The sequence below is a fragment of the Halomonas sp. M20 genome (genome assembly GCF_020622265.1).
In the GTDB taxonomy this organism is placed as follows: Bacteria; Pseudomonadota; Gammaproteobacteria; order Pseudomonadales; family Halomonadaceae; genus Modicisalibacter.
On the sequence record NZ_JACNMQ010000002.1, the window covers coordinates 267,809 to 287,677 of the forward strand.

20 protein-coding genes are annotated in these 19,869 nt (G+C 57.3%); 13 read left to right on the forward strand and 7 right to left on the reverse strand.

The window, feature by feature from the left end; genetic code table 11:
• Positions 1–406: 406 nt before the first annotated feature.
• Together H7850_RS06880 and H7850_RS06885 are read left to right on the forward strand one after the other, a co-directional pair.
• Entirely contained in the window at positions 407–1,984 is a 1,578-nt protein-coding gene (locus H7850_RS06880; RefSeq protein ID WP_227368783.1) for a bifunctional GNAT family N-acetyltransferase/carbon-nitrogen hydrolase family protein, read from the forward strand.
• 8 nt (positions 1,985–1,992) lie between these two features.
• Positions 1,993–2,853 (forward strand): zinc-dependent peptidase, encoded by an 861-nt coding sequence (locus H7850_RS06885; RefSeq protein WP_227368784.1) that lies wholly within the window; start codon positions 1,993–1,995, stop codon positions 2,851–2,853.
• Here the strand turns inward: H7850_RS06885 and H7850_RS06890 are convergent.
• Together H7850_RS06890 and H7850_RS06895 are read right to left on the reverse strand one after the other, a co-directional pair.
• Positions 2,790–3,149, reverse strand: a complete 360-nt coding sequence (locus H7850_RS06890) for a hypothetical protein (RefSeq protein ID WP_227368785.1) — start codon at positions 3,147–3,149, stop codon at positions 2,790–2,792. The two genes, H7850_RS06885 and H7850_RS06890, sit on opposite strands and share 64 nt — an antisense overlap.
• A gap of 4 nt (positions 3,150–3,153) precedes the next feature.
• Positions 3,154–4,056 carry a LysR substrate-binding domain-containing protein gene (locus H7850_RS06895; RefSeq protein WP_227368786.1) on the reverse strand — a complete coding sequence of 301 codons (903 nt, stop codon included), beginning with the start codon at positions 4,054–4,056 and terminating at the stop codon, positions 3,154–3,156.
• 123 nt (positions 4,057–4,179) lie between these two features.
• Here H7850_RS06895 and H7850_RS06900 point away from each other — a divergent pair, with 123 nt between their 5' ends.
• Together H7850_RS06900 and H7850_RS06905 are read left to right on the forward strand one after the other, a co-directional pair.
• Positions 4,180–5,364: a TauD/TfdA family dioxygenase gene (locus tag H7850_RS06900; RefSeq protein ID WP_227368787.1), complete on the forward strand. Its 1,185-nt coding sequence runs from the start codon at positions 4,180–4,182 to the stop codon at positions 5,362–5,364.
• A 63-nt stretch (positions 5,365–5,427) separates the two neighbouring features.
• On the forward strand, positions 5,428–6,126 hold the full coding sequence (locus tag H7850_RS06905; protein ID WP_319799268.1) for a TVP38/TMEM64 family protein: 699 nt from the start codon (positions 5,428–5,430) through the stop codon (positions 6,124–6,126).
• Between the two features lie 30 nt (positions 6,127–6,156).
• Here the strand turns inward: H7850_RS06905 and H7850_RS06910 are convergent, their stop codons facing one another.
• Complete coding sequence (locus H7850_RS06910) at positions 6,157–7,464, reverse strand: glycosyltransferase (RefSeq protein WP_227368788.1); 1,308 nt, start codon at positions 7,462–7,464, stop codon at positions 6,157–6,159.
• Between the two features lie 288 nt (positions 7,465–7,752).
• Here H7850_RS06910 and H7850_RS06915 point away from each other — a divergent pair, with 288 nt between their 5' ends.
• From H7850_RS06915 to H7850_RS06950, 8 genes are all read left to right on the forward strand, one after another.
• Positions 7,753–8,832: a tartrate dehydrogenase gene (locus H7850_RS06915; protein WP_227368789.1), complete on the forward strand. Its 1,080-nt coding sequence runs from the start codon at positions 7,753–7,755 to the stop codon at positions 8,830–8,832.
• 138 nt (positions 8,833–8,970) lie between these two features.
• The gene (locus H7850_RS06920; protein ID WP_227368790.1) at positions 8,971–9,411 is read left to right on the forward strand and encodes a hemerythrin domain-containing protein; all 441 of its coding nucleotides are present in this window, start codon (positions 8,971–8,973) and stop codon (positions 9,409–9,411) included.
• 88 nt (positions 9,412–9,499) lie between these two features.
• Positions 9,500–10,057 (forward strand): lipocalin family protein, encoded by a 558-nt coding sequence (locus tag H7850_RS06925; protein ID WP_319799269.1) that lies wholly within the window; start codon positions 9,500–9,502, stop codon positions 10,055–10,057.
• 116 nt (positions 10,058–10,173) lie between these two features.
• Positions 10,174–11,163 carry a succinylglutamate desuccinylase gene (locus H7850_RS06930; protein ID WP_227368791.1) on the forward strand — a complete coding sequence of 330 codons (990 nt, stop codon included), beginning with the start codon at positions 10,174–10,176 and terminating at the stop codon, positions 11,161–11,163.
• A 245-nt stretch (positions 11,164–11,408) separates the two neighbouring features.
• Positions 11,409–12,179: an ABC transporter ATP-binding protein gene (locus tag H7850_RS06935; protein ID WP_227368792.1), complete on the forward strand. Its 771-nt coding sequence runs from the start codon at positions 11,409–11,411 to the stop codon at positions 12,177–12,179.
• A 13-nt stretch (positions 12,180–12,192) separates the two neighbouring features.
• Positions 12,193–12,909, forward strand: a complete 717-nt coding sequence (locus H7850_RS06940; RefSeq protein ID WP_227368793.1) for an ABC transporter permease — start codon at positions 12,193–12,195, stop codon at positions 12,907–12,909.
• Positions 12,897–13,625, forward strand: a complete 729-nt coding sequence (locus H7850_RS06945; RefSeq protein ID WP_227368794.1) for an ABC transporter permease — start codon at positions 12,897–12,899, stop codon at positions 13,623–13,625. Before H7850_RS06940 ends, H7850_RS06945 begins: the two co-directional genes overlap by 13 nt.
• 147 nt (positions 13,626–13,772) lie before the next feature.
• Positions 13,773–14,546, forward strand: a complete 774-nt coding sequence (locus H7850_RS06950) for a transporter substrate-binding domain-containing protein (protein ID WP_227368795.1) — start codon at positions 13,773–13,775, stop codon at positions 14,544–14,546.
• Between the two features lie 195 nt (positions 14,547–14,741).
• Here the strand turns inward: H7850_RS06950 and H7850_RS06955 are convergent, their stop codons facing one another.
• Positions 14,742–15,473, reverse strand: coding sequence for a glutamine amidotransferase-related protein (locus H7850_RS06955; RefSeq protein ID WP_227368796.1), 732 nt, complete (start codon positions 15,471–15,473; stop codon positions 14,742–14,744).
• Positions 15,474–15,735: 262 nt separating this feature from the next.
• Here H7850_RS06955 and H7850_RS06960 point away from each other — a divergent pair, with 262 nt between their 5' ends.
• Entirely contained in the window at positions 15,736–16,527 is a 792-nt protein-coding gene (locus H7850_RS06960) for a TraX family protein (RefSeq protein WP_227368797.1), read from the forward strand.
• Between the two features lie 129 nt (positions 16,528–16,656).
• On the opposite strand, the gene H7850_RS06965 is transcribed toward H7850_RS06960, so the two are convergent.
• The 3 genes from H7850_RS06965 to H7850_RS06975 all read right to left on the reverse strand — a co-directional run bounded on the left by H7850_RS06965 (position 16,657) and on the right by H7850_RS06975 (position 19,868).
• Positions 16,657–17,730 carry a YeiH family protein gene (locus H7850_RS06965; RefSeq protein WP_227368798.1) on the reverse strand — a complete coding sequence of 358 codons (1,074 nt, stop codon included), beginning with the start codon at positions 17,728–17,730 and terminating at the stop codon, positions 16,657–16,659.
• A 106-nt stretch (positions 17,731–17,836) separates the two neighbouring features.
• Positions 17,837–18,325: a universal stress protein gene (locus H7850_RS06970; RefSeq protein ID WP_227368799.1), complete on the reverse strand. Its 489-nt coding sequence runs from the start codon at positions 18,323–18,325 to the stop codon at positions 17,837–17,839.
• A 199-nt stretch (positions 18,326–18,524) separates the two neighbouring features.
• On the reverse strand, positions 18,525–19,868 hold the full coding sequence (locus H7850_RS06975) for a TRAP transporter large permease (RefSeq protein WP_227368800.1): 1,344 nt from the start codon (positions 19,866–19,868) through the stop codon (positions 18,525–18,527).
• Position 19,869: the final 1 nt, after the last annotated feature.

Below are 19,869 nucleotides of genomic sequence, written 5' to 3' on the forward strand. Positions count from 1 at the left end.
ACATCCTGCCAAGCGCAAAAAGAGATTTTTCGCCTATTGCTGAATAATCTTAATTTCTTGTATTTATTAAAAATAAAAGCAGGTATACCTTGGTATAAGTAGTTCGTTCAGTGATTTGAGCGTACTTGAATAACTAACGAACCTTCTCCTACCTGCGCAGCCTGAGTATCGCCACCTCGCCCCAGGCCAAGGTGTTGGTCACCGGCCATCGCAACGATGGTGGCATAACCGTCTATCGCTATGATTCTGAGCGACGCACCCTGAACAAGGAGGGGTGGGCGAATAGTCTTAAGTCTATTTTGAATGAGACATAGCTGTGAGACTTTATGGCGCGTCGATGTCCTGCCGCATGGCCAGTGCGTGTTATCATCGGCGCATTAATTCTCGACCAGGATTCCAGACACTCATGTCCCTAGACGACCTTCTTCTTAACTTACGCAATCTAGAGTCGGAGGATTACCCACAGCTCAAGACCTTGATGGATAGCATCTACGATGACATCGGCGGCGCTTGGTCAAAATCCACCATCGACAAGCTGATCGACGAGTTTCCCGACGGCCAGATTCTCATCGAGGACGACGATCGTATCGTCGGGGTGGCACTGACGGCACGCGTTGACTACGACGAGTTTTCCAATCCACACAAGTACGACGACCTGATCGGACACCGCGAGATCATTCTCAATGCGGCGGATGGCGATGCGCTCTACGGCCTGGATGTACTGATCAACCCAGCCTATCGCGGCCATCGACTGGGGCGCCGCCTTTACGAGGCACGCAAGGATCTGTGCCGCTCGATGAACCTGCGCGCCATTCTCGCCGGCGGGCGCATTCCCAACTATCACCTGCATGCTGACGTGATGTCGCCCAGTGCCTATCTGGATGCCGTGGCGCGCAAGGAGATACACGACCCTATTCTGTCGTTCCAGCTGGCCAATGACTTCCTGGTCAAGCGCCTGCTGCGCAAGTATTTGCCGGAAGACGAGAAGTCCCAGGGCTATGCCACGCTTCTCGAGTGGAACAACATTCTTTACGAACCCGCGGAACGCATAATCGAGAACCGCAAGACCCAGGTGCGGGTCGGTGCGGTACAGTGGCAGATGCGCGAATTCGCCTCGGTGGAGTCGGTACTCCAGCAGGTCGAGTATTTCGTCGACGCGGTCGCCGATTATCAAAGCGATTTCGTGGTATTTCCCGAGCTGTTCAATACCCCGTTGATGGGCCTGACCGATCAATCCGATCAAATACAGGCGATTCACTTTCTTGCCGGCTTCACGGAACGCTTCAAGACCGAAATTTCGCGCATGGCAGTTTCCTACAATATCAACATCATCGCCGGTTCGATGATGGAAGTGGGAGAAGACGGTCGCCTGTACAATGTATCCTACTTGTGTCATCGGGATGGCGGGACGGAGCGGCAGTCCAAGCTGCATATCACGCCTCAGGAGCGCCGTGATTGGGTCGTGGAAGGCGGCGACGAACTGCAGGTCTTCGATACCGATGCCGGACGGGTGGGCATTCTGATCTGCTATGACGTCGAGTTTCCGGAGCTTCCCCGGTTGCTCGCGGAGCAGGACATGGACGTTCTGTTCGTGCCGTTCTGGACCGATACCAAGAACAGCTATTTACGCGTGCGCCACTGTGCCCAGGCCCGGGCCATCGAGAACGAGTGCTATGTGGTGCTGTGTGGCAGCGTCGGCAACGTGCCCTCGATCGAGAATCTGGATATCCAGTACGCTCAGTCCTCGGTGTTCTCGCCTTCGGATTTCGCCTTTCCACACGATGCAGTGATGTCGGAATCCACGCCGAATACCGAAATGGTGATCTTCTCCGATCTGGATCTGACACGGCTCAAGGTGGTGCGCTCGGAAGGTTCGGTCACCAACCTGAAGGATCGGCGCAAGGATCTATTCGATCTACGCCTGCGGGACTGGTCCTGGAAGTCCGGGGGTCGATTGACCGGTAACCGTCAGGACGAAAGCTAATCCCCGCCATGCTGCACCGGTGGCGTCAATGGCGGGCGAAGCGGTTTATCGCCCGCCATCCGTTTCCGCAGCAGGCTTGGCAGGAAGTGCGCTCGAATCTACCGCTCATCGAGGCGCTGGATGACGAGGCGGCCAAGCGCCTGGGCCTGCGGGCCTGGTACCTGCTGCACAGGAAACGTCTCTCGATCCCGGAGGGTCACGATGTCGACCTGCCGACCCGGCTTGGGCTATTTGCTCAGGCGAGTCTGCTGACCCTGGGCTGGAGCGATGCGGACGCGGAAGATGCCTTCGCCAACGTGCATGAAGTACTGCTGCTACCGGATGTTTTCCGTCGCCGGGCAAGCGCCATGGACGATGCCGGTGTGATACATGAATACCCCGATGAGCGTATCGGCGAGACCTGGTATCAGGGGCCGGTGGTGCTGTCCCTGGTCGACGTCATGGAAAGCGGCGACTGGAGTGGTTTCAATGTGATCATCCATGAGTTCGCCCACAAACTCGACATGGGCAATTCCCAGGAGGCGGAGGGTTTTCCACCGTTACCGGCGGACATGTCGGCATCGGTCTGGCATCGGGTATTCAGTGCCGTATGGGACGACCTGCAGGAACACCTGGCCCGGGGTAAGAATCCTCCCATTGATGATTACGCAGCAAGTGACCCAGGCGAATGCTTTGCCGTGTGCTGCGAATACTTCTTTACCGCCCCGCAAGTACTGGTGCGCGCCTATCCAGAACTCTATTCGCTGCTCGAACACTACTTTCAGCAGTCACCGCTAAAACGCCTGACGCCAACTGGCCAACCCGATCACTCCGGCGACGTGGACCAGACTCGGGAGCGCTCTGGCGGTTTCGAGTCAGGACACTTCTGATCCCGGGTCGACCAGGTCGTTCCGTTGGCCTGATGACAGATACTGGGGCCGCCTTTGTCCTTGGCGCGTTCTCCGTTCCGATCGCCTTTGCGACGCCCATCAGGCATCGTCACAAGACGCGAGCCGTCGATGAAGATCTCCACGTCCTGTTGCCAGGTATGGCCGGTTCCGTGCCCAATCTCGCCGGCCATTGACTGACCCGACGTCAGCGCCAGCCCGCCCATCAGCGCGACGCCCACTACAGCGACGATGGCGCTGTCGCGTACCCATTGAATTCCTTGTCGTTGCACTATCATGTCTTCACCTTTGGCTTGTTCCCATGCGATGGTTATCTTTTCGGCTTGCCCCATCACTCAGCCACTCCCATAACAGCACCGCTTGCGAATGCGGTTCACGCTTTACCGGCCTGACCAGCCAGAAGCTCTCCTCCGTGGGCGCAGCATGATCAAAAGGCGCCACCAGATCGTTTCGCTCTCCCAACAAGCCCTGATGAATCAAGGCAACCCCGCCCCCTTGAGCGGCAAGGGTCAACGTCATGATCTGGCTGTCGCAGGATAACGCCAGGCACCGAGTTTCGAACCCATCGATGCCTGCCTTTTCAAACCAGGCGGACCAGCCCACTGCAAAACCCGGCGCATGCAGTAGCGTTTCACCGGCAATATCGGCAGGAGTATGCAAGCGTTTCGCGGTCGCTGGAGAACAGACGGGCAGCATCGTTTCGCGCCCCAGAGACAAGCGCTCCACCCCTTCCCAATGGCCAAGGCCGTAGCGGATCTCGATATCCGCCCCTTCGGCACTGAAATCCTCCTGCCAGATGGCGCTGACCACATGCACCACAATATCAGGATGACGCGCATGGAACGCCACCAAGCGCGGCGCCAGCCATATCTGCTGCATGACCGGCGTGGCACGCAGGATCACCGAGGCTTCAGGACGAGCCCCGAACACTTCCGCCGTACCTTCCCACAATCGCGAGAACGCCTCCTGAACGCTGGGAAGCCATGCCTGGCCGGCGGGCGTCAACGCCAGGCTTCGCGGATAGCGTACAAAAAGCGCCTGCCCCAGGCGATCCTCGAGCAAGCGAATGCGCTGACTGATGGCCGACTGCGTAACCCCAAGCTCATGTCCTGCTCGGGTGAAGCTGAGCGTGCGAGCAGCGGCTTCGAAGGCCTGCATCCAGAGAATCGGTGGCAATGAATTCATGAACAAGTGTGCCATAAGCTGAGCTGGGCCATAGCCCCCAGATTAATCGTTTGTCCGCCTCCTGCAAAGAGAACAGGATGAGCCGGCAGCCAAGAGATGTTCCAACCTGCCCAGGAGCCAACGATGTCCACGCCCTTGATCGAAATACCCGCCACCCAGCACCGTATCGACATGGGGGAACTATCCTCCTATGTCGGCGGACAGCAACTCACGGATATAAAGGCTGATGATGAATGCGTATCGCTGCGCTGGAATGATGCCAGCCAAGGGCATTTCCCACTGCTATGGCTGCGGGACCACTGCCCGTGCATCCAATGTCGCCATCCATTGACCCGGGAACGCTTGTTTGTCCCCCTGGCGGATATCGAGGTAGCGCCTCAGGCGACGCTGGTCAAGGGTAACCTTCGGCTGCAATGGGCCGATAGCCATGTCAGCCTGTTCGATGCTGTCTGGTTACATCAGCGACGCCCGGATAACGACATCGACCCTGTCGGCGAGCTACTCCGGATTCGGCGCCCCTGGTCCACGAACTTCGTCCCGACCCATGTGTTGCACGCGGATTCCATGTCCGAGGAAGGAGAACGTCACTGGCTAGAAACGCTACTGCGCGACGGCCTGGTGCTGCTCGACGAGGGCCCTCTTGCGGATGAGGAAGTCAGTCGGATTGCAAGGCGCATCGGTCCCATGCGGGCAAGCAATTTCGGGGCACGTTTCGATGTCTATTCAAAACCCAATCCCAACAACGCCGCCTACACGTCGATCGGCCTGGCCCTGCACTCCGATCTGCCCAACTGGCGCCAGCCGCCGGATATTCAGCTGCTTTACTGTCTGCAAAACGACGCCGCAGGCGGGGAATCGCTCTTTGCCGATGGGTTTGCGGTGGCAGAAGCTTTGCGGCAAGCAGCCCCGCAAGCCTTTCGAACACTTTGCGAGACCCCCATCGATTTTCGGTTCCAGGATGAAGAACAGGACATCGGCATACGGGCACCGGTCATCGAACTGAATGCCACAGGCCAGCTTCGCGAGATTCGGTTCAGCAACTGGATTCGCGACACTCTACGGTTGCCATTTGATGAGATCAGCCCCTGGTACGCGGCCTTTCGTCAGTTCTGGCAACTGCTGCACGATCCAAAACATCAGATCGAACTTGCCCTTGTGCCTGGCCAGATGGCCGCTTTCGACAATCGCCGGGTATTACACGGCCGACGCGCTTTTGATCCCACTACAGGCAAGCGCCATTTGCAGGGCACTTATCTGGATATCGACATGATCGAATCACGGCTGCGAGTGCTGCAACGGAACCCGTGACAAAACAGGCATTGGCCAGCACGGATGGCACGGGTATCCTAAGCGCGACTTCCATGAGCGGATTTGATTATTGCCATGTCGCGCCAGCTGATCACCGTTGTTGCAGTATTAGCCGTGCTGGCCAGCCTGGGTCTGCTGTGGCAGTGGCTCGCCATGCACGACGTGCTAAGCGCCGAACGCTTGTACGGCTTTATCGATTACGCCTCGGCTTGGCGGGATTCCCCGTTGGCAGTACTGATCGTGACGGGTGTCTACGTCCTTGCCTCGCTGGTAATGTTTCCATTGAGCATCCTGGTCGCCGTCACAGGACTGCTATTCGGCCCCTGGTGGGGGTTCGGCTACTCTCTGATTGGTAGTCTGGCGACGTCCGTAGTCACTTTTTGGCTGGGACACCGATTGGGTCGCGATGCGCTGTTGCGTTACGGTGGTCAACGGCTGAACAAGGTTGCCCGGCTGCTCGCAGGGCGTGGTGTGCGTACTATGACCCTTATCAATCTGCTGCCCTTGGCGCCCTTTACACTGACCAACATGCTTGCCGGAGCCTTTCATCTGAAGTTCCGCGATTACATGCTGGGGTCCTTGATCGGCATCATTCCTGGGCTACTCGGCATTTCCCTACTGGGTAGCCAGTTAGGATCGCTCTTCACCGCAGAGAACCGCAGCGAACTACTGTATGCCTTGGGGGGTATCATTCTGGCAGTTATCGTACTGATAGGCCTGAAGCGTTACAGCACAAGGAAACAGCGCACCAAACGGTTGTAGTAACCGGCAACTTGTTCCATGGGCATCGTTTTAAAGTGCCTCGGATTCTTCATCGGCGGGGTTGATCAAGCCTAGCATGGGCTGATCCTGAAAGACCGAGCGCAGTACACGCCCACGATGGCGCAGCATCTGCCATTCGGCTCCCAGGCGCTTGCGCACTCGCTCCCAGGCATCCTGATCGGCATGGCTCACTGGCCCCCCGGCAGCGATGGCACGACGATAGACATCGAGACAACGTGCCGCACAACAGCTTTCATCGAACGCCTTTGCGGTCTTGAGCGCCCCCTTGCGTAACTGATCGCGATGGGATTTATCCTGCATATTGCCTAGTGTTGCAGCGAGTGCCTGGGCGTCATTGCCCGCAAGCAGGTATCCGTTCTCGGCGTTTTTCAGCACCTCCCGCACGCCTGGCGCATCGAGAGCGACGACCGGCAGACCCGCAGCCATTGCCTCGACCAGCACCATGCCCTGTGTCTCACTGTGGGAAGCAAAGGCAAATACGTCCATGGCATGGTAGGCATCGATCAGTTCCTGGTCATGCAACTTCCCCGTAAAATGAAAACGATCCGCAACGCCGGCGCTGACCGCTACGTCATGCATCATCATACGGGCATCACCATCCCCTACGATCAGAAAGTGCGCCTTGGGTTCCTCGACCAGCAAACGCGTCACGGCATCCGTTAGAAACGGCAGATTCTTTTCCTGAGCCAACCGGCCGACATGTCCTATCACATAAGCATCATCACTGATCCCCATGCGTTGGCGCAGCCAGACACCATCACCGCGGAAAAAACGCCGGGTATCGACGCCGCTCGGCGCAACATAGATGGCGTCATTAGCGCCGCGCAAGAGCATGAGATCCCTGACGCTGCTGCTGGGCGCAATCACCGCCGCGCACAGCTTGGTGTATTGTGTGGGCAGCGCCACCGCAAAACGCTGCATGCGAGGCGAGCTGCCTGGTACATAGTGGGTGTAGTGTTCATACAGCGTGTGGTGGGTAAAGATCAGCGGCAGGCCGTAGGTTTCTGCCGCTCGAGCAGCGGTATCGCCAAGTAGAAAAGGATGGTGTGAATGTACGATATCAGGTTCAAACGCTTCGATTGCTTCGTAAAGCTGACCTGGAATCGGCACGGGTAGCGAGAAATCGCTGCCATTGAAATGTTGCACCGCTGCAACACGGATCACATCCGCCTCATGTCGTGGCTGTCCTTCCAGCTTGGGCGCCACTACCAATACTTGATGCCCTTCCGCCTGCAGGCGAGTCTTGAGCCGTTGCACCGACTCACTCACACCGCCCACGATCGGTCGATAGGTATTGGTAAACATGAGAATATTCAAGCCATTATCTCCCCTGGCCATTGACGCCGTTCGCTTGCTCGTTGTCCATGATACGTTGCTATCATCCTGTTGCCAGCGTCTTTATCTCTTTCGCCTCCACCTGCATACCCTCTCAGCAAGATAAGCGAAAGTGGCCGAGGGTCGCGTCCTTCGGCAAAGTTTGCCCGCAGGCTGCTAGACTGAGAGGCCAATCGTGCCCAGGAAATTGCCACGCCGATGTTAAATTGACATCAAGCATACCGCAGCATTCATAGCACGCTATCTTACCAAGCTAACGAGGAGTTTTTCATGGCTTATCGTATCGCAGTCATTCCCGGCGATGGCATCGGCACCGAAGTAATGCCCGAGGGCGTGCGCGTGCTGGAAGCCGCAGCCAAAGGTTTTGACATCGACCTGACCTTCGAATACTTCGATTTCGCCAGCTGCGACTACTACCTGGAACACGGCCAGATGCTGCCGGATGACTGGTTCGACATTCTATCCAAGTTCGATGCAATCTACTTCGGCGCCGTCGGCTGGCCGGAAAAGGTGCCGGATCATATTTCGTTGTGGGGCTCGCTGCTGCAGTTCCGGCGTGCCTTCGATCAGTACATCAACCTGCGGCCCTGCCGCTTGATGCCGGGCATAAAGAGTCCTCTGGCGGACCGTGAACCGGGGGACATCGATTTCTATGTGGTGCGCGAGAATACCGAAGGGGAATATTCAAGCGTCGGCGGCAAGATGTTCGAGGGCACGGAGCGCGAAGTGGTCATACAAGATACCGTCATGACCCGGGTGGGCATCGACCGAGTGCTTGCATACGCCTTCGAGCTGGCCTCCACGCGCCCCCGCCGCTCGCTGACCTCCGCGACCAAATCCAACGGCATCTCCATCACCATGCCCTACTGGGACGAGCGCGTGAAAGCCATGGCCAAGCGCTATCCCGACATCAGTGTCGATCAATTTCATATCGATATTCTCGCCGCCAATTTCGTGCTGCATCCGGACTGGTTCGATGTGGTGGTGGCCAGCAACTTGTTCGGCGACATCCTTTCCGATCTCGGCCCGGCCTGTACCGGCACCATCGGTATTGCGCCTTCGGCCAACATCAATCCCGAAGGACGTTTTCCCAGCTTGTTCGAGCCGGTGCACGGCAGTGCTCCGGATATTGCCGGCAAGAACCTCGCCAATCCCATCGGCCAGATCTGGTGTGGTGCCATGATGCTCGAACACCTGGGTTATGAGGATGCCGGCAAAGCCATCGTTCAGGCCATCGAAGGCGTGCTGGGCGACAGCGCTCAGAAAAGCGTACTGACCCCCGACATTCGTGGCGAAGGCACCACTCAGTCCCTTGGAAAAGCCATCGCTGATGCAGTGTCATCCGTATGACCGTCATGGAAAGATGGCGACTGGATGAGTCCGTTCCATTAGCATAATTGGACAAAAAAAATATCTTGTATAGAATTTGCGTAGGTTTTGGAAGACCTGATCAGCTTATCAAGGCTTGAACCATAAAAGGAGATACTCGTGACATTGTTCGAAGAGCTGCGTGACGATCATGATACGCAACGCACCCTGCTCGACCTGCTGGTCAAGACGCAGGGCAATAGCGAAGGACGCGACGAGCTGTTCCAGAAGGTAAAAACGGAACTGCAGCATCACGCGGCGGCAGAAGAACGCGCCCTTTATGTCCCGATGATGGAACACGACTCGACTCAGGAAAAAGCGCGCCACAGTATCGCCGAGCATCATGAGATCGATGAACTGATCGAGACCCTCGAAAGCACCGACTACAGCTCTTCCAGCTGGGTCGCTTCTGCCCAGAAGCTTCAACACCTGGTGACTCACCATCTTGATGAAGAAGAGCAGGAGATGTTCCAGGCGGCGGGCAGAGTGCTCAGCGACAGCCAGAAGAAGGAACTGGCCGGCGTCTATCGCAAGGAAATGGACGCTAAGCGCAAAAACTAGGCACTGCTTGAATGACGAATACACCGACCTTGGCTTCGTCATTATGACACCAAGGTCGCGTCATCCCGCCTCGTAGAAAGGAGTTCTTGTGCGTTCGTCAACCACTTACAGCGCCCTTGCAGTAACTCTTTTCGCCGCCACACTGAGCGCCGGCTGTACCGGTATTCCCGAGGGTACTCAGGCGGTGAAGAACTTCGATCTCGACGCCTACCTGGGACGCTGGTACGAGATTGCGCGACTCGATCACTCCTTCGAACGCGGCCTGGACTGCGTAACGGCACAGTACAGCCTGCGAGACGATGGCGGCGTCAAGGTGATCAATCGCGGTGTGAATCTCGAAGAAGGCGAACTGGACGTTGCCGAGGGCAAGGCCTACTTTGTCGAAGACGAAAATGTGGGTCGTCTAAAGGTCAGCTTCTTCGGCCCCTTCTACGGCGGCTACAACATTCTCGAACTGGATGACAATTATCAGCATGTCCTGATCGCGGGTCCCAACCGAGATTACCTATGGATCATGGCGCGTACGCCGACCCTTGAAGAAGAGGTTTACCAACGCCTGGTCGAACGCGCCAATGCGCTTGATTTTGCAACGAACGACCTGATTGAGGTAGAGCAAGGCCAAGCCTGCAACCCTTATCGCCAATGAATTTCATTTTCCTACCGGCTTTTTTCACCTGCTCGACCTATCGGGTTGTGACAACCCCGCCTGTCTTGTATTAAAGATCTGTCTGGCATCCAACTTCATCCCGACAGAGTATCGTCATGCTCGTTGATTGGCTCGATCTAACCTTGGAAGAGCGCGTCCCGGAAAGCCTTGAAGGCCGCTTGCCGGACGCATGCTATACAATCCGAGCCCCGGGTGTGCTCGAGCTACACCCGGATGCAGAGATGCCCCAAGCCCGAGCCTGTGTGTTCTCGGCGGGCATTCACGGCAACGAGACGGCCCCCATCGAACTCGTTGGCGAAGTGCTCGCCCGTCTGGAAGCCGGCTTGGTGAGCGTTGGGGCGCCGATATTGATCATTTTTGGTAATCTGCCCGCCATTCGCCACGCTCAACGCTTTTGCACCACCAATCTCAACCGGTTATTCCAGCGCGAACTCGCGGAAGAAGGTGACGAGCCGCAGCGTGCCCGGGAATTGATGGCCACAGTGGACGACTTTTACAAGCGTCATCCCCAGCCGCGCTTGCACTACGATTTGCATACGGCGATTCGTGACAGCCAGTATCCTCGTTTTGCCGTCGAGCCCTTCAGCGATGACACCATCACGAGCGATGAGCAATGGCACTGGCTGGCCGGTGCCGAAATGCAGGCCGTACTGCATCAACATCAACACAGCTGGACCTTCTCCCATTATTCGAAGCACTATCACCACGCCCAGGCCTTTACTCTGGAGCTGGGGAAGGTGCATGCCTTCGGCAATAATGACCTTGCCGACTTGCAGCCAATGCGTGCACTGATCGAGGCGTTGATTACAGGCAATGACCCCCAACGAGAAAATCCGGATACCATGGCCTTTTTCCAGGTCACTCAGGAACTGATGCGAGCATCCGAGGATTTCGCTTTATGCTTCCCGGATGACACTCCCAACTTCAGTCAGTTTCCTGTCGGCGCTCGGTTGGCTCAGGACGCCAATGCCGGAGACTGTGTCGTGACTGACGCTCCCCTGACGGTGATTTTCCCCAATGCCAAGGTGGAAGTCGGTGCCCGGGCTGCCTTGTTGGCCCGACAGGTTCCGCTGCCGAACAAGTGATTCAGCACCCATTCCAAATGGCTTGTCTTGAAAGGCAAGCCGACAAAAACAAAAAACCAGAGGCTATTCCCATGTTCCATTCAGCCATACTCAGACATTCACCGTTGCTCCGGCTAGACTGCTTTTCCACAAGGCACACGCCGTGGAGAACGATCTGAACAGCCGTCAAACGTCTGTTAGAATCGCTGCCTTTTAGTATCGAGTGCATTACAAATCCGGCATGCCCCTGCCACCTCGGAGCACCTATGGTCGATACCCCTTTGCCCCTCGAAGTGCGTAATCTCAAGAAGCGCTTCGGCGACAACGAAGTCCTCAAGGGCCTGTCACTTCAGGCTCACCAAGGCGATGTCATCACTCTGATCGGCGCCTCCGGCTCCGGCAAGAGCACATTCCTGCGCTGCATGAATCTTCTCGAGCAGCCCAACGAAGGCGAGCTGATCGTTCACGGCGAAACGATTCGCTTCAAGGAGACCCGCCAGGGTCGCGAGCCCGCGGATTGGCAGCAGGTCGTCAATATGCGCGCCAAACTGTCCATGGTGTTTCAGAACTTCAACCTCTGGGCCCACATGACGCTGCTGGAAAACGTCATCGAGGCGCCGGTGCATGTGCTCAAGAAGCCGCGCAAGGAAGCCGTCGAACATGGCCGCGCCCTGCTCGAACGCGTCGGACTCCTGGATCGCGCCGATTACTATCCGGCCCAGATGTCCGGCGGCCAGCAACAGCGCGGGGCCATCGCACGCGCCTTGGCCATGGACCCGGAGGTGATGCTGTTCGACGAGCCTACCTCGGCCCTGGATCCGGAGCTGGTCGGCGATGTGCTCAAGGTCATGCGGGATCTGGCCAAGGAAGGGCGCACCATGATCGTGGTCACCCACGAAATGGCCTTTGCCAAGGATGTCTCCAGCCAGGTGATGTACCTGCATCAGGGCATGGTCGAGGAGGCCGGGCCGCCGGCGGAGGTGCTCGGCAACCCGCGTTCCGAGCGTCTGAAGCAGTTCCTGGCCCCCAAGCACTGAGCGGGAGAGAGATATGATCGACCTGCAGGGTTACGGCCCGAGACTGCTCGAGGGTGCTCTGGTTACCATCGAACTGGCAGTACTCTCATTGTTCGTGGCCATCGTTCTGGGCCTTTTGACCGCCAGCGCCAAGATGTCGCGCAGCTGGCTGCTGCACAAGATCGGCACCCTCTATACCACCATCATTCGTGGTGTGCCGGATCTGGTGCTGATGCTGCTCCTGTTCTTCGGTGGCCAGATCGGCATCAACATGATCACTGACTCGCTTTACGATCGCTTCGGCATCGACATCTTCATCAACGTCAACGAATTTATTGCCGGCGTCATTACCATCGGACTGATCTTCGGTGCCTACATGGGCGAGACCTTCCGCGGCGCGTTCATGGCTGTAGACAGCGGCCAAATCGAGGCCGGACGCGCCTATGGCATGTCGGAAAGACTCATGTTTCGCCGTATACGTTTCCCGCAGATGATGCGCCACGCCCTGCCCGGCCTTTCCAACAACTGGATGGTGCTGCTCAAGACCACTGCGCTGGTGTCGATCATCGGGCTGACGGACATGGTGCGAGTGGCCGCCGAGGCCTCCAAGGCCACTCACGAACCCTTCACCTTCCTGATACCCGTGGCGCTCATCTATCTGCTGATCGCCAGCGTCTCGGAATGGATCTTCGCACGCTTGCAGAAGCATTATAACGTTGGATTCGGGGAGGCGGACGAATGGAACAACTAAGCGCCTGGTTCACGCAGCAGCTGGCGGATAACAGCATATTTACCGCTCGCACTCTGGGCTATTACGGCGAAGGCCTAGTCACCACGGTACAGCTGGTGTTCCTGTCTCTGGTCATTGGTCTGATGATCGCCGTGCCGCTATCCATTGCCCGAGGCTCGAAACGCAAATGGATCAAGATGCCGATCTTCTTCTTCACCTACGTGTTTCGCGGCACGCCACTGTTGATTCAGCTCTACATCATTTACTACGGCGTGGTCTTCATCGACGGCATCCAGGATACCTGGCTGTGGGTTATCCTCGAGGAGCCCTTTTACCCGGCTCTGATCGCCTTCACGTTGAACACCGTCGCTTATACCACCGAAATCTTCCATGGCGCGATCAAGGCGACCTCCAAGGGCGAGATCGAAGCGGCCCGGGCCTATGGCATGTCGAAAAGCCTGATGATGCGCCGTATCATTTTGCCTAGTGCCTTTCGCCGTGCGCTCCCCGCCTATGGCAATGAAGTGATCTTCATGCTGCATGCCAGTGCCATCGCAAGCGTGGTGACGATCATGGACCTGACCGGGGCGGCGCGCCTGGTGTACGCGCGCTTCTATGCGCCGTTCGATGCCTTCCTGTTCGTGGCGGCACTCTATCTGTGCCTGACCTTCGCCATTCTTTACCTGTTCCGTTATCTGGAGAAGCGCATGCTGGTCCATCTCAGGCCCCTGAATTGATCTCGGTTAAAGCGTCAAACGAGCGTTGGAAAACAGGCTCAATCAAAGGGTTGCCCCTCTATCGCCAAGCGTCGTGCTGCGCTAATGTGGTTTGGTAATCACCTTCAGCGTTACAAGCGTAGAACAATCAAAAGGGATACTGACGTCATGAAAAAACTGTTGACCGTTACACTATTGAGCGCCGCCGTACTGGCTGGCACCGCGCAGGCTCGCGACTACGACACCGTACGCTTCGGCGTCGACGTGCCCTACGAGCCAATGGAGTACCGCACCCCGGACGGCGAATTGACCGGCTTCGATATCGACCTGGGCAATGCACTGTGTGCCGAGATCGGTGTCGAGTGCGAATGGGTCGTGCAAGGCTGGGACGGCATCATCCCCGGCCTCATGTCGCGCAAGTACGATGCCATCATGTCTTCCATGACCATCAACGACGATCGTCGCAAACAAGTGCTGTTCTCCGATCCCTACTTCACACCTCCCTCCGCCTGGTTCGTTCCCGGTGAAAGCGACATCAGCGACCCCAGCGAAGACGCCTTGACGGACAAGAACATCGGCGTGCAGCGCGGTACCCTGCAGGACAATTACGCCAGTGACATGTATGGCAACGTCGCCGACATCAACCGTTATGCCACTGCCGACGACATGGTGCTGGATATGGAAGCCGGTCGTCTCGACATCGTCTTCCTTGACTTCCCGGTGGGCAAGTCCACGCTGCTGGACAGCGAAGACAACGACTACAAGGTAATCGGCGACATGATCACCGAACCCAAGGAGTACTTCGGTGACGGCTTCGGCATCGCTTTTCGCAAGCGCGACGAGGACCTGGCCAAGAAATTCAACGAGGCCCTGGCCACGCTGAAAGACAACGGCACCTATGAAGAGATTCGTCAGGAGTATTTCGAAGACAACGACAAGTGATACGTAAGTAATTTTTTGATAGCGAAAAAAAACACCGCGAGCCATGCGCTTGCGGTGTTTTACTTTCAGGGCTACCACCCGGCAACTACCCGACAGGAATTCTCATGCAAACTCCTCGGTTACTGTAGAGCTGGGAGCACTTGCCGCCGACGAGTGGCCGATCGATGAGGTCTGGGCCGGTGGACAGCGCCTTTATCAACGCTGAGCGGAATGCTCTTGGCGCAACGCCCGGCGCATGAAATTGAGTATCCAGCGCACCATCAAATGATCGTCGACCGGCGCATTGAGTGAGGCCATACCTTCGCGCAGGCGATTCCCCGCAATGACGCCCTCACGCATCGCCATCACGTCCGCCGAGTAGGTCTTGGCAAACTCCGGATGCCCCTGAACCCCAAGGAACGTTTCGCCCACCTGGATAAGGTAGAACGGGCAAAAGTCACTTTCCGCCAGCACCACGGCGCCTTCCGGCAAACGGGCTACCTGATCCTGATGGCTAACCACCAGATCGAGCCCTTCCTGCCAGGGCTCCATCCACTCGGTGCGCTGGGTAAGACGATTGAAGGACATGCCGACGCCCCAGCCGCGCTCGCTCTTGACCACCTCACCGCCAAGGGCCTTGGCGATCAGCTGATGGCCGAAGCAGATACCCACCAGCGGTTTGCCCGCCGCCCACAGTTCCCGCACGAAGCCGCAGAGGTTCTCGATCCATTCGTCGCCATCGTTGACCCCATGCTTTGAGCCGGTAGTCAGCCAGGCATCCACCGCATCGACATCCGTTGGCATTTCACCGTCCTGGCATCGCCACACGCGAAACTCGAGGGTGGGATCCACCGCCGTGAACAGACGCTCGAACATCTCCGGATAATTGCCGTGCTGAGGCTGCAACGCCTCCATCACATCATCGCACTGCAGCAGACCAATACGCATAGGAGTCCTCCTTGAGACCGGCAAAGGCGCAATTGTCGCTTTTCCTATCCAGCGATGCCAACCCGTTCGTTATCTGCAAGAAAGCTAAAGCTGCCTTTCCACCGCCCTGACGAAAATATCGCGGCAATAGAGGAGGCAGGCTATTGATACGCGAGACCTTCATCGAACTTGCACTGGTGATTTGGGGTGATGGTCGCTATCGTAGCGCCTTCGTCAATTTTCAGTGGATTCTCCATCCGCTCGCAATATGCCGGAGAAAAAGATGCGTGCGTCATCATCCGCCTCGACAACCCAGGCGACACTACGCCCCTCCTCGGCCTGGACTGCCTGGGGTCAGTGGCTTGCCTTGATCACCATGACCGTGGACCATGTCACGCGCTATCTATTACCGGATAGCTGGGACGTTGGCTGGGCCAGCTCTTCCATAGGACGCATTGCCTTTCCGCTATTCGCCGGTATGGTGGCCTGGCATGGCCTATTCAACACCCGTAGTCCGTTTGGTTATGCCAAGCGCATCCTGATCATCGGCCTGATCGCGCAGCTGCCCTACATGACCATGCCTCGGGACGGTTTCCAGTTGAATATTACCTTCACCCTGGCGCTGGGGCTGATCTGGGGGACGTGGTTGCGCGACCTGGCACGTCGTGAGGATCAGGAAGCCCCCCTGCAGCGCCCTTTGCTACTAGGTGCCTCGTTACTCGCCTGGTGGCTATTTGGCTCTTGGTTTGAATATGGTCATTATGGCCTGCTGCTGATTCCCTGCTACATGTTCGCGCTGCAGGCGTTGACCCAATCGACGGACTCATTTCAAGAGCACCTATTGATGGTCGCGGCTAGTGTGCCGGTGCTGCTCGTTGCCGGTTTGATGAACAGTTCCGACATGGCCAAATCCTTTACCGTGGCGACGACCCTGTTGATCTTGCTGTTAGCGGCAGGCGCGGCCAGCCGCGTGCCGCAAATCAGCCCTGGCGCCAGCATGCCGCGCAAGGTGTGGTTGGCCTGGTATCCGGCGCATTTCGCGGTCATCGCGCTGTTATTGCATGGCCCTTGGTAAACGCGATTGATAAACCTCCGCCAAACTTGGCAATAAGGGAATAGCCCTGCCCTGCCCCCTCAAAGAAAGACCGCTGTCGAATAAATCCACAGCGGTCTTTTTGTGTTCACAGCATCCTTACCGCGGTCTTTAGCTTCCCACCCCGCCGATCAGGATGAAGCCCAGCACCAGCAACAGCAGGAACGCTGTCTCGACTACCATCAAAATGATGGGTTTCCAGCCGACCACGGCAAGCTTCTGAAAAGACGTCTTTATCCCGAGACCCGCGATGGCCGTGACCAGACACCAGCGCGAGAGATCCGTGAGCCCTTCGACGGCAACCGGCGGAATGAGACCGAAACTGTTGATGATCACGATGACGATGAAGCCGACCAGAAACGTCGGCAGCATGGGCACCTTGCCGCCGGTTCCTTTTTCGGCCTGGCGTTGCTGACGGTAAATGAAAATAAAACACATCACCGCCGGCACCAGCATGGCTACCCGCAACAGTTTGACGAAAGTAGACACATCCCCGGTATGCTGAGAAATGATGTAGCCCGCCCCCACTACCTGAGCGACATCGTGGATGGTTCCCCCCAGGAAGATCCCGGCCTGGTCGTCGCTCAAGCCCAGCACACTGACAAGCAGCGGATAGGTCACCATGGCGATTGTAGAGAGTGCGGTCACTGCCACCACGGTGAGAATCGTATTGCGTTCGTGATTTTCATGGCGTGGCATGGCAGCAGAAAGCGCCAGGGCCGCGGAAGCGCCACAGATGGCGACCGAGCCGCCGGTGAGAAGCCCTAAATCTTTGGGTAACCCGAGCATTCTGGCCACGGCGTAACCCACCAGAATCGTCGTGGTAACGCCGACGATGACTGTCAAGATAGGACCGAATCCAAGCTCGCTAATCTGTTCGACGGTGATACGCACCCCGAGCAGGGCAACCCCGATGCGCAGGATGGTGCGCGAGGCGAACTCCACTCCCGCCAGGCAGCGGCCTTCCTCGGAGAGAAAGTGCAACGACATGCCGAACAGCAACGCATAAAGCATCACCGGCCCACCATAATGATCGGCGATGAAGGTAGTGGCCAAGGCAATTGTGACGCATACCAGTACACCGGGCATGAGTTCGGTAAAACGTTCTGCTCGGCGCCCTCCCATGCGATGAAAATGTTTCTTCAGCGCGCTCTCGGGCTGGGAATTGGGATCTTGCTCGGCCATGAAATCACCTTTAGGAATAAAATCACCGATCGGTATCCAAGCCGACCGGTCAGTACTACATGAATACATTGAAACATTGTCTAGCGCAGCGCTGCAGCGCTCAGTGTCATGCTGGCCCCGGCACCACAATCACGGGGATATGCGAACGCTTCAGCACACCCTTGGCAACTTTGCCCGCATAGGAAGCGTTCAGGCCGTGCTTGTTGGCTGCGACCACAATGAAGTCATGGGAATGCTTTGCCGCAACGTCATTGATTACAGAGGCCGGATAGCCTTCGAGCACCTCGAGGGCGACCACTCGAGAAGCCAGCGCCTGCTTTTCTTCGGGGTGATGCTCGAAAAACTCACCGATCTTGTCCTGCAACTGTTCCCTGGCCAGGTCGATACGCTGATGCAGGAATCCTTCAAGCGATTCGCGATTACGAATATTGGCCCTGAGAGTACTCATCACGTCCTCGGCCAAAGGCTTGACCACATGCAGCACGTGCAACTCGGCCCCGGTGCTCAGTGCCAGCCTCGTTGCCTGCTCCAGCACACCATGAGAGTCGCCACGCAACCCCACACAGCAGAGAATACTCGCGATTCGTTGTTCCATGTCCCACTCCTCACAGCATTAGATTGGCCGGGCGTCGCGCCGAACAACGCCCCTAAGGAAACACTGAATAAATGGCTGCACGTACGAATCGCTACGTTGCGCGGCACTCGAAGTCTCGCCTAATCCCATGTTATGCCTCGCCTTCTGTGTGCCGTGCGCCTTGCGCTTCATTCCGTTCGCCAATTTATTCAGCGCTTCCCTAATACCCCATCATTCTCGGCAACCACAAGGAAATCTCGGGGAAGTAGGCAATGATGAACACGGCAAATATCGAACCGGCGGCAAAGGGCAAGGCCTTAAGCGAGATTTCCTCGATCGAGGCGCCCCCTATCCCCGAGGCCACGAACAGATTCTCCCCCAAGGGCGGTGTCTGGAAGCCGATGGCCAGAGCGCAGACCACAACGATGCCGACCTGTACCGGGTCCACCCCCAGCATGTACATGATGGGCAACAGCACCGGCGTCAGGATCATGATGGCCGCCAGAGTTTCCATGAACATGCCGACGAATAACAGGAAGACGATGATCATCGCCCAGATCAGATAAAGGTTGTCAGTGAAGGACAGCATGGCCTCGGCGATGTGCGCCGGCACCCGCTGTTCTACCAGCAGCCGGCCGAAGACGGTTGCGGTGAACAGAATCAACAGCACCCGACCGGTGATCCAGGTCGTGGTCTCCAGGGTGCGCATGGCGGGTTTCCACTTGAGTTCCTTATGCAGGAAGATACCCACCACCAAAGTATAGGCGATCGCGACGATAGCGGACTCCGTTGGTGTAAAAAGTCCGGTGTAGATACCGCCAAGGATGATGATCGGCGCCAGTATCGACCATATGCCCTTGCGCAGCGTCGCGCGGATATGCGGAAACGACCAGCTATCCGTCAGACCGCGATAGCCCTTCTTGCGCGAAATGAAATAATTGATGGTCAGCAGACAGGTGGCGATGACCACACCAGGAAAGATACCGGCGATGAACAGCTTAGGGATCGATAGAGTCTGGAACGAGCCATGCAGTGCCACCGCCTCGGGGGGCGGTTGCAGCCCCATACCCGAAATACCGAAGATGACCATGGGAATAGAGGGCGGAATGACCACGCCAAGCCCTCCGGAGGAAGCGGTAACCGCCGAACCGTAAGCGCGGTCGTAGCCTCGATTGGCCATTGCGGGAATCATCAGCATGCCGACCGCAGCGGTCGTTGCCGGGCCCGAACCGGAAATGGCGCCGAAGAACATGCAGGCGAATACGGTAGCGGCGGCCAAACCACCGGTAACCGGCCCCGCAAAGGCCTCGGCAATATCCACCAGACGTTTCGAGATCCCCGCTGCCTCCATCAGCGCCCCTGCAAGAATGAAGGCAGGTAATGCCATCAGCGGGAAGGAGCCCACGGAGGTGAACGCCATCTGCACGAAAGCCATGGGGTTTTCGCCGATGGAAAGATAGGTAATAAGTGCTGCAACACCCAGGGACACCGTGATAGGAGCCCCCAACAGCAACAGCAGCAGGAAGGCGCCGAAAAGGATGTAGATGATCGTGGTGTCGGTCATG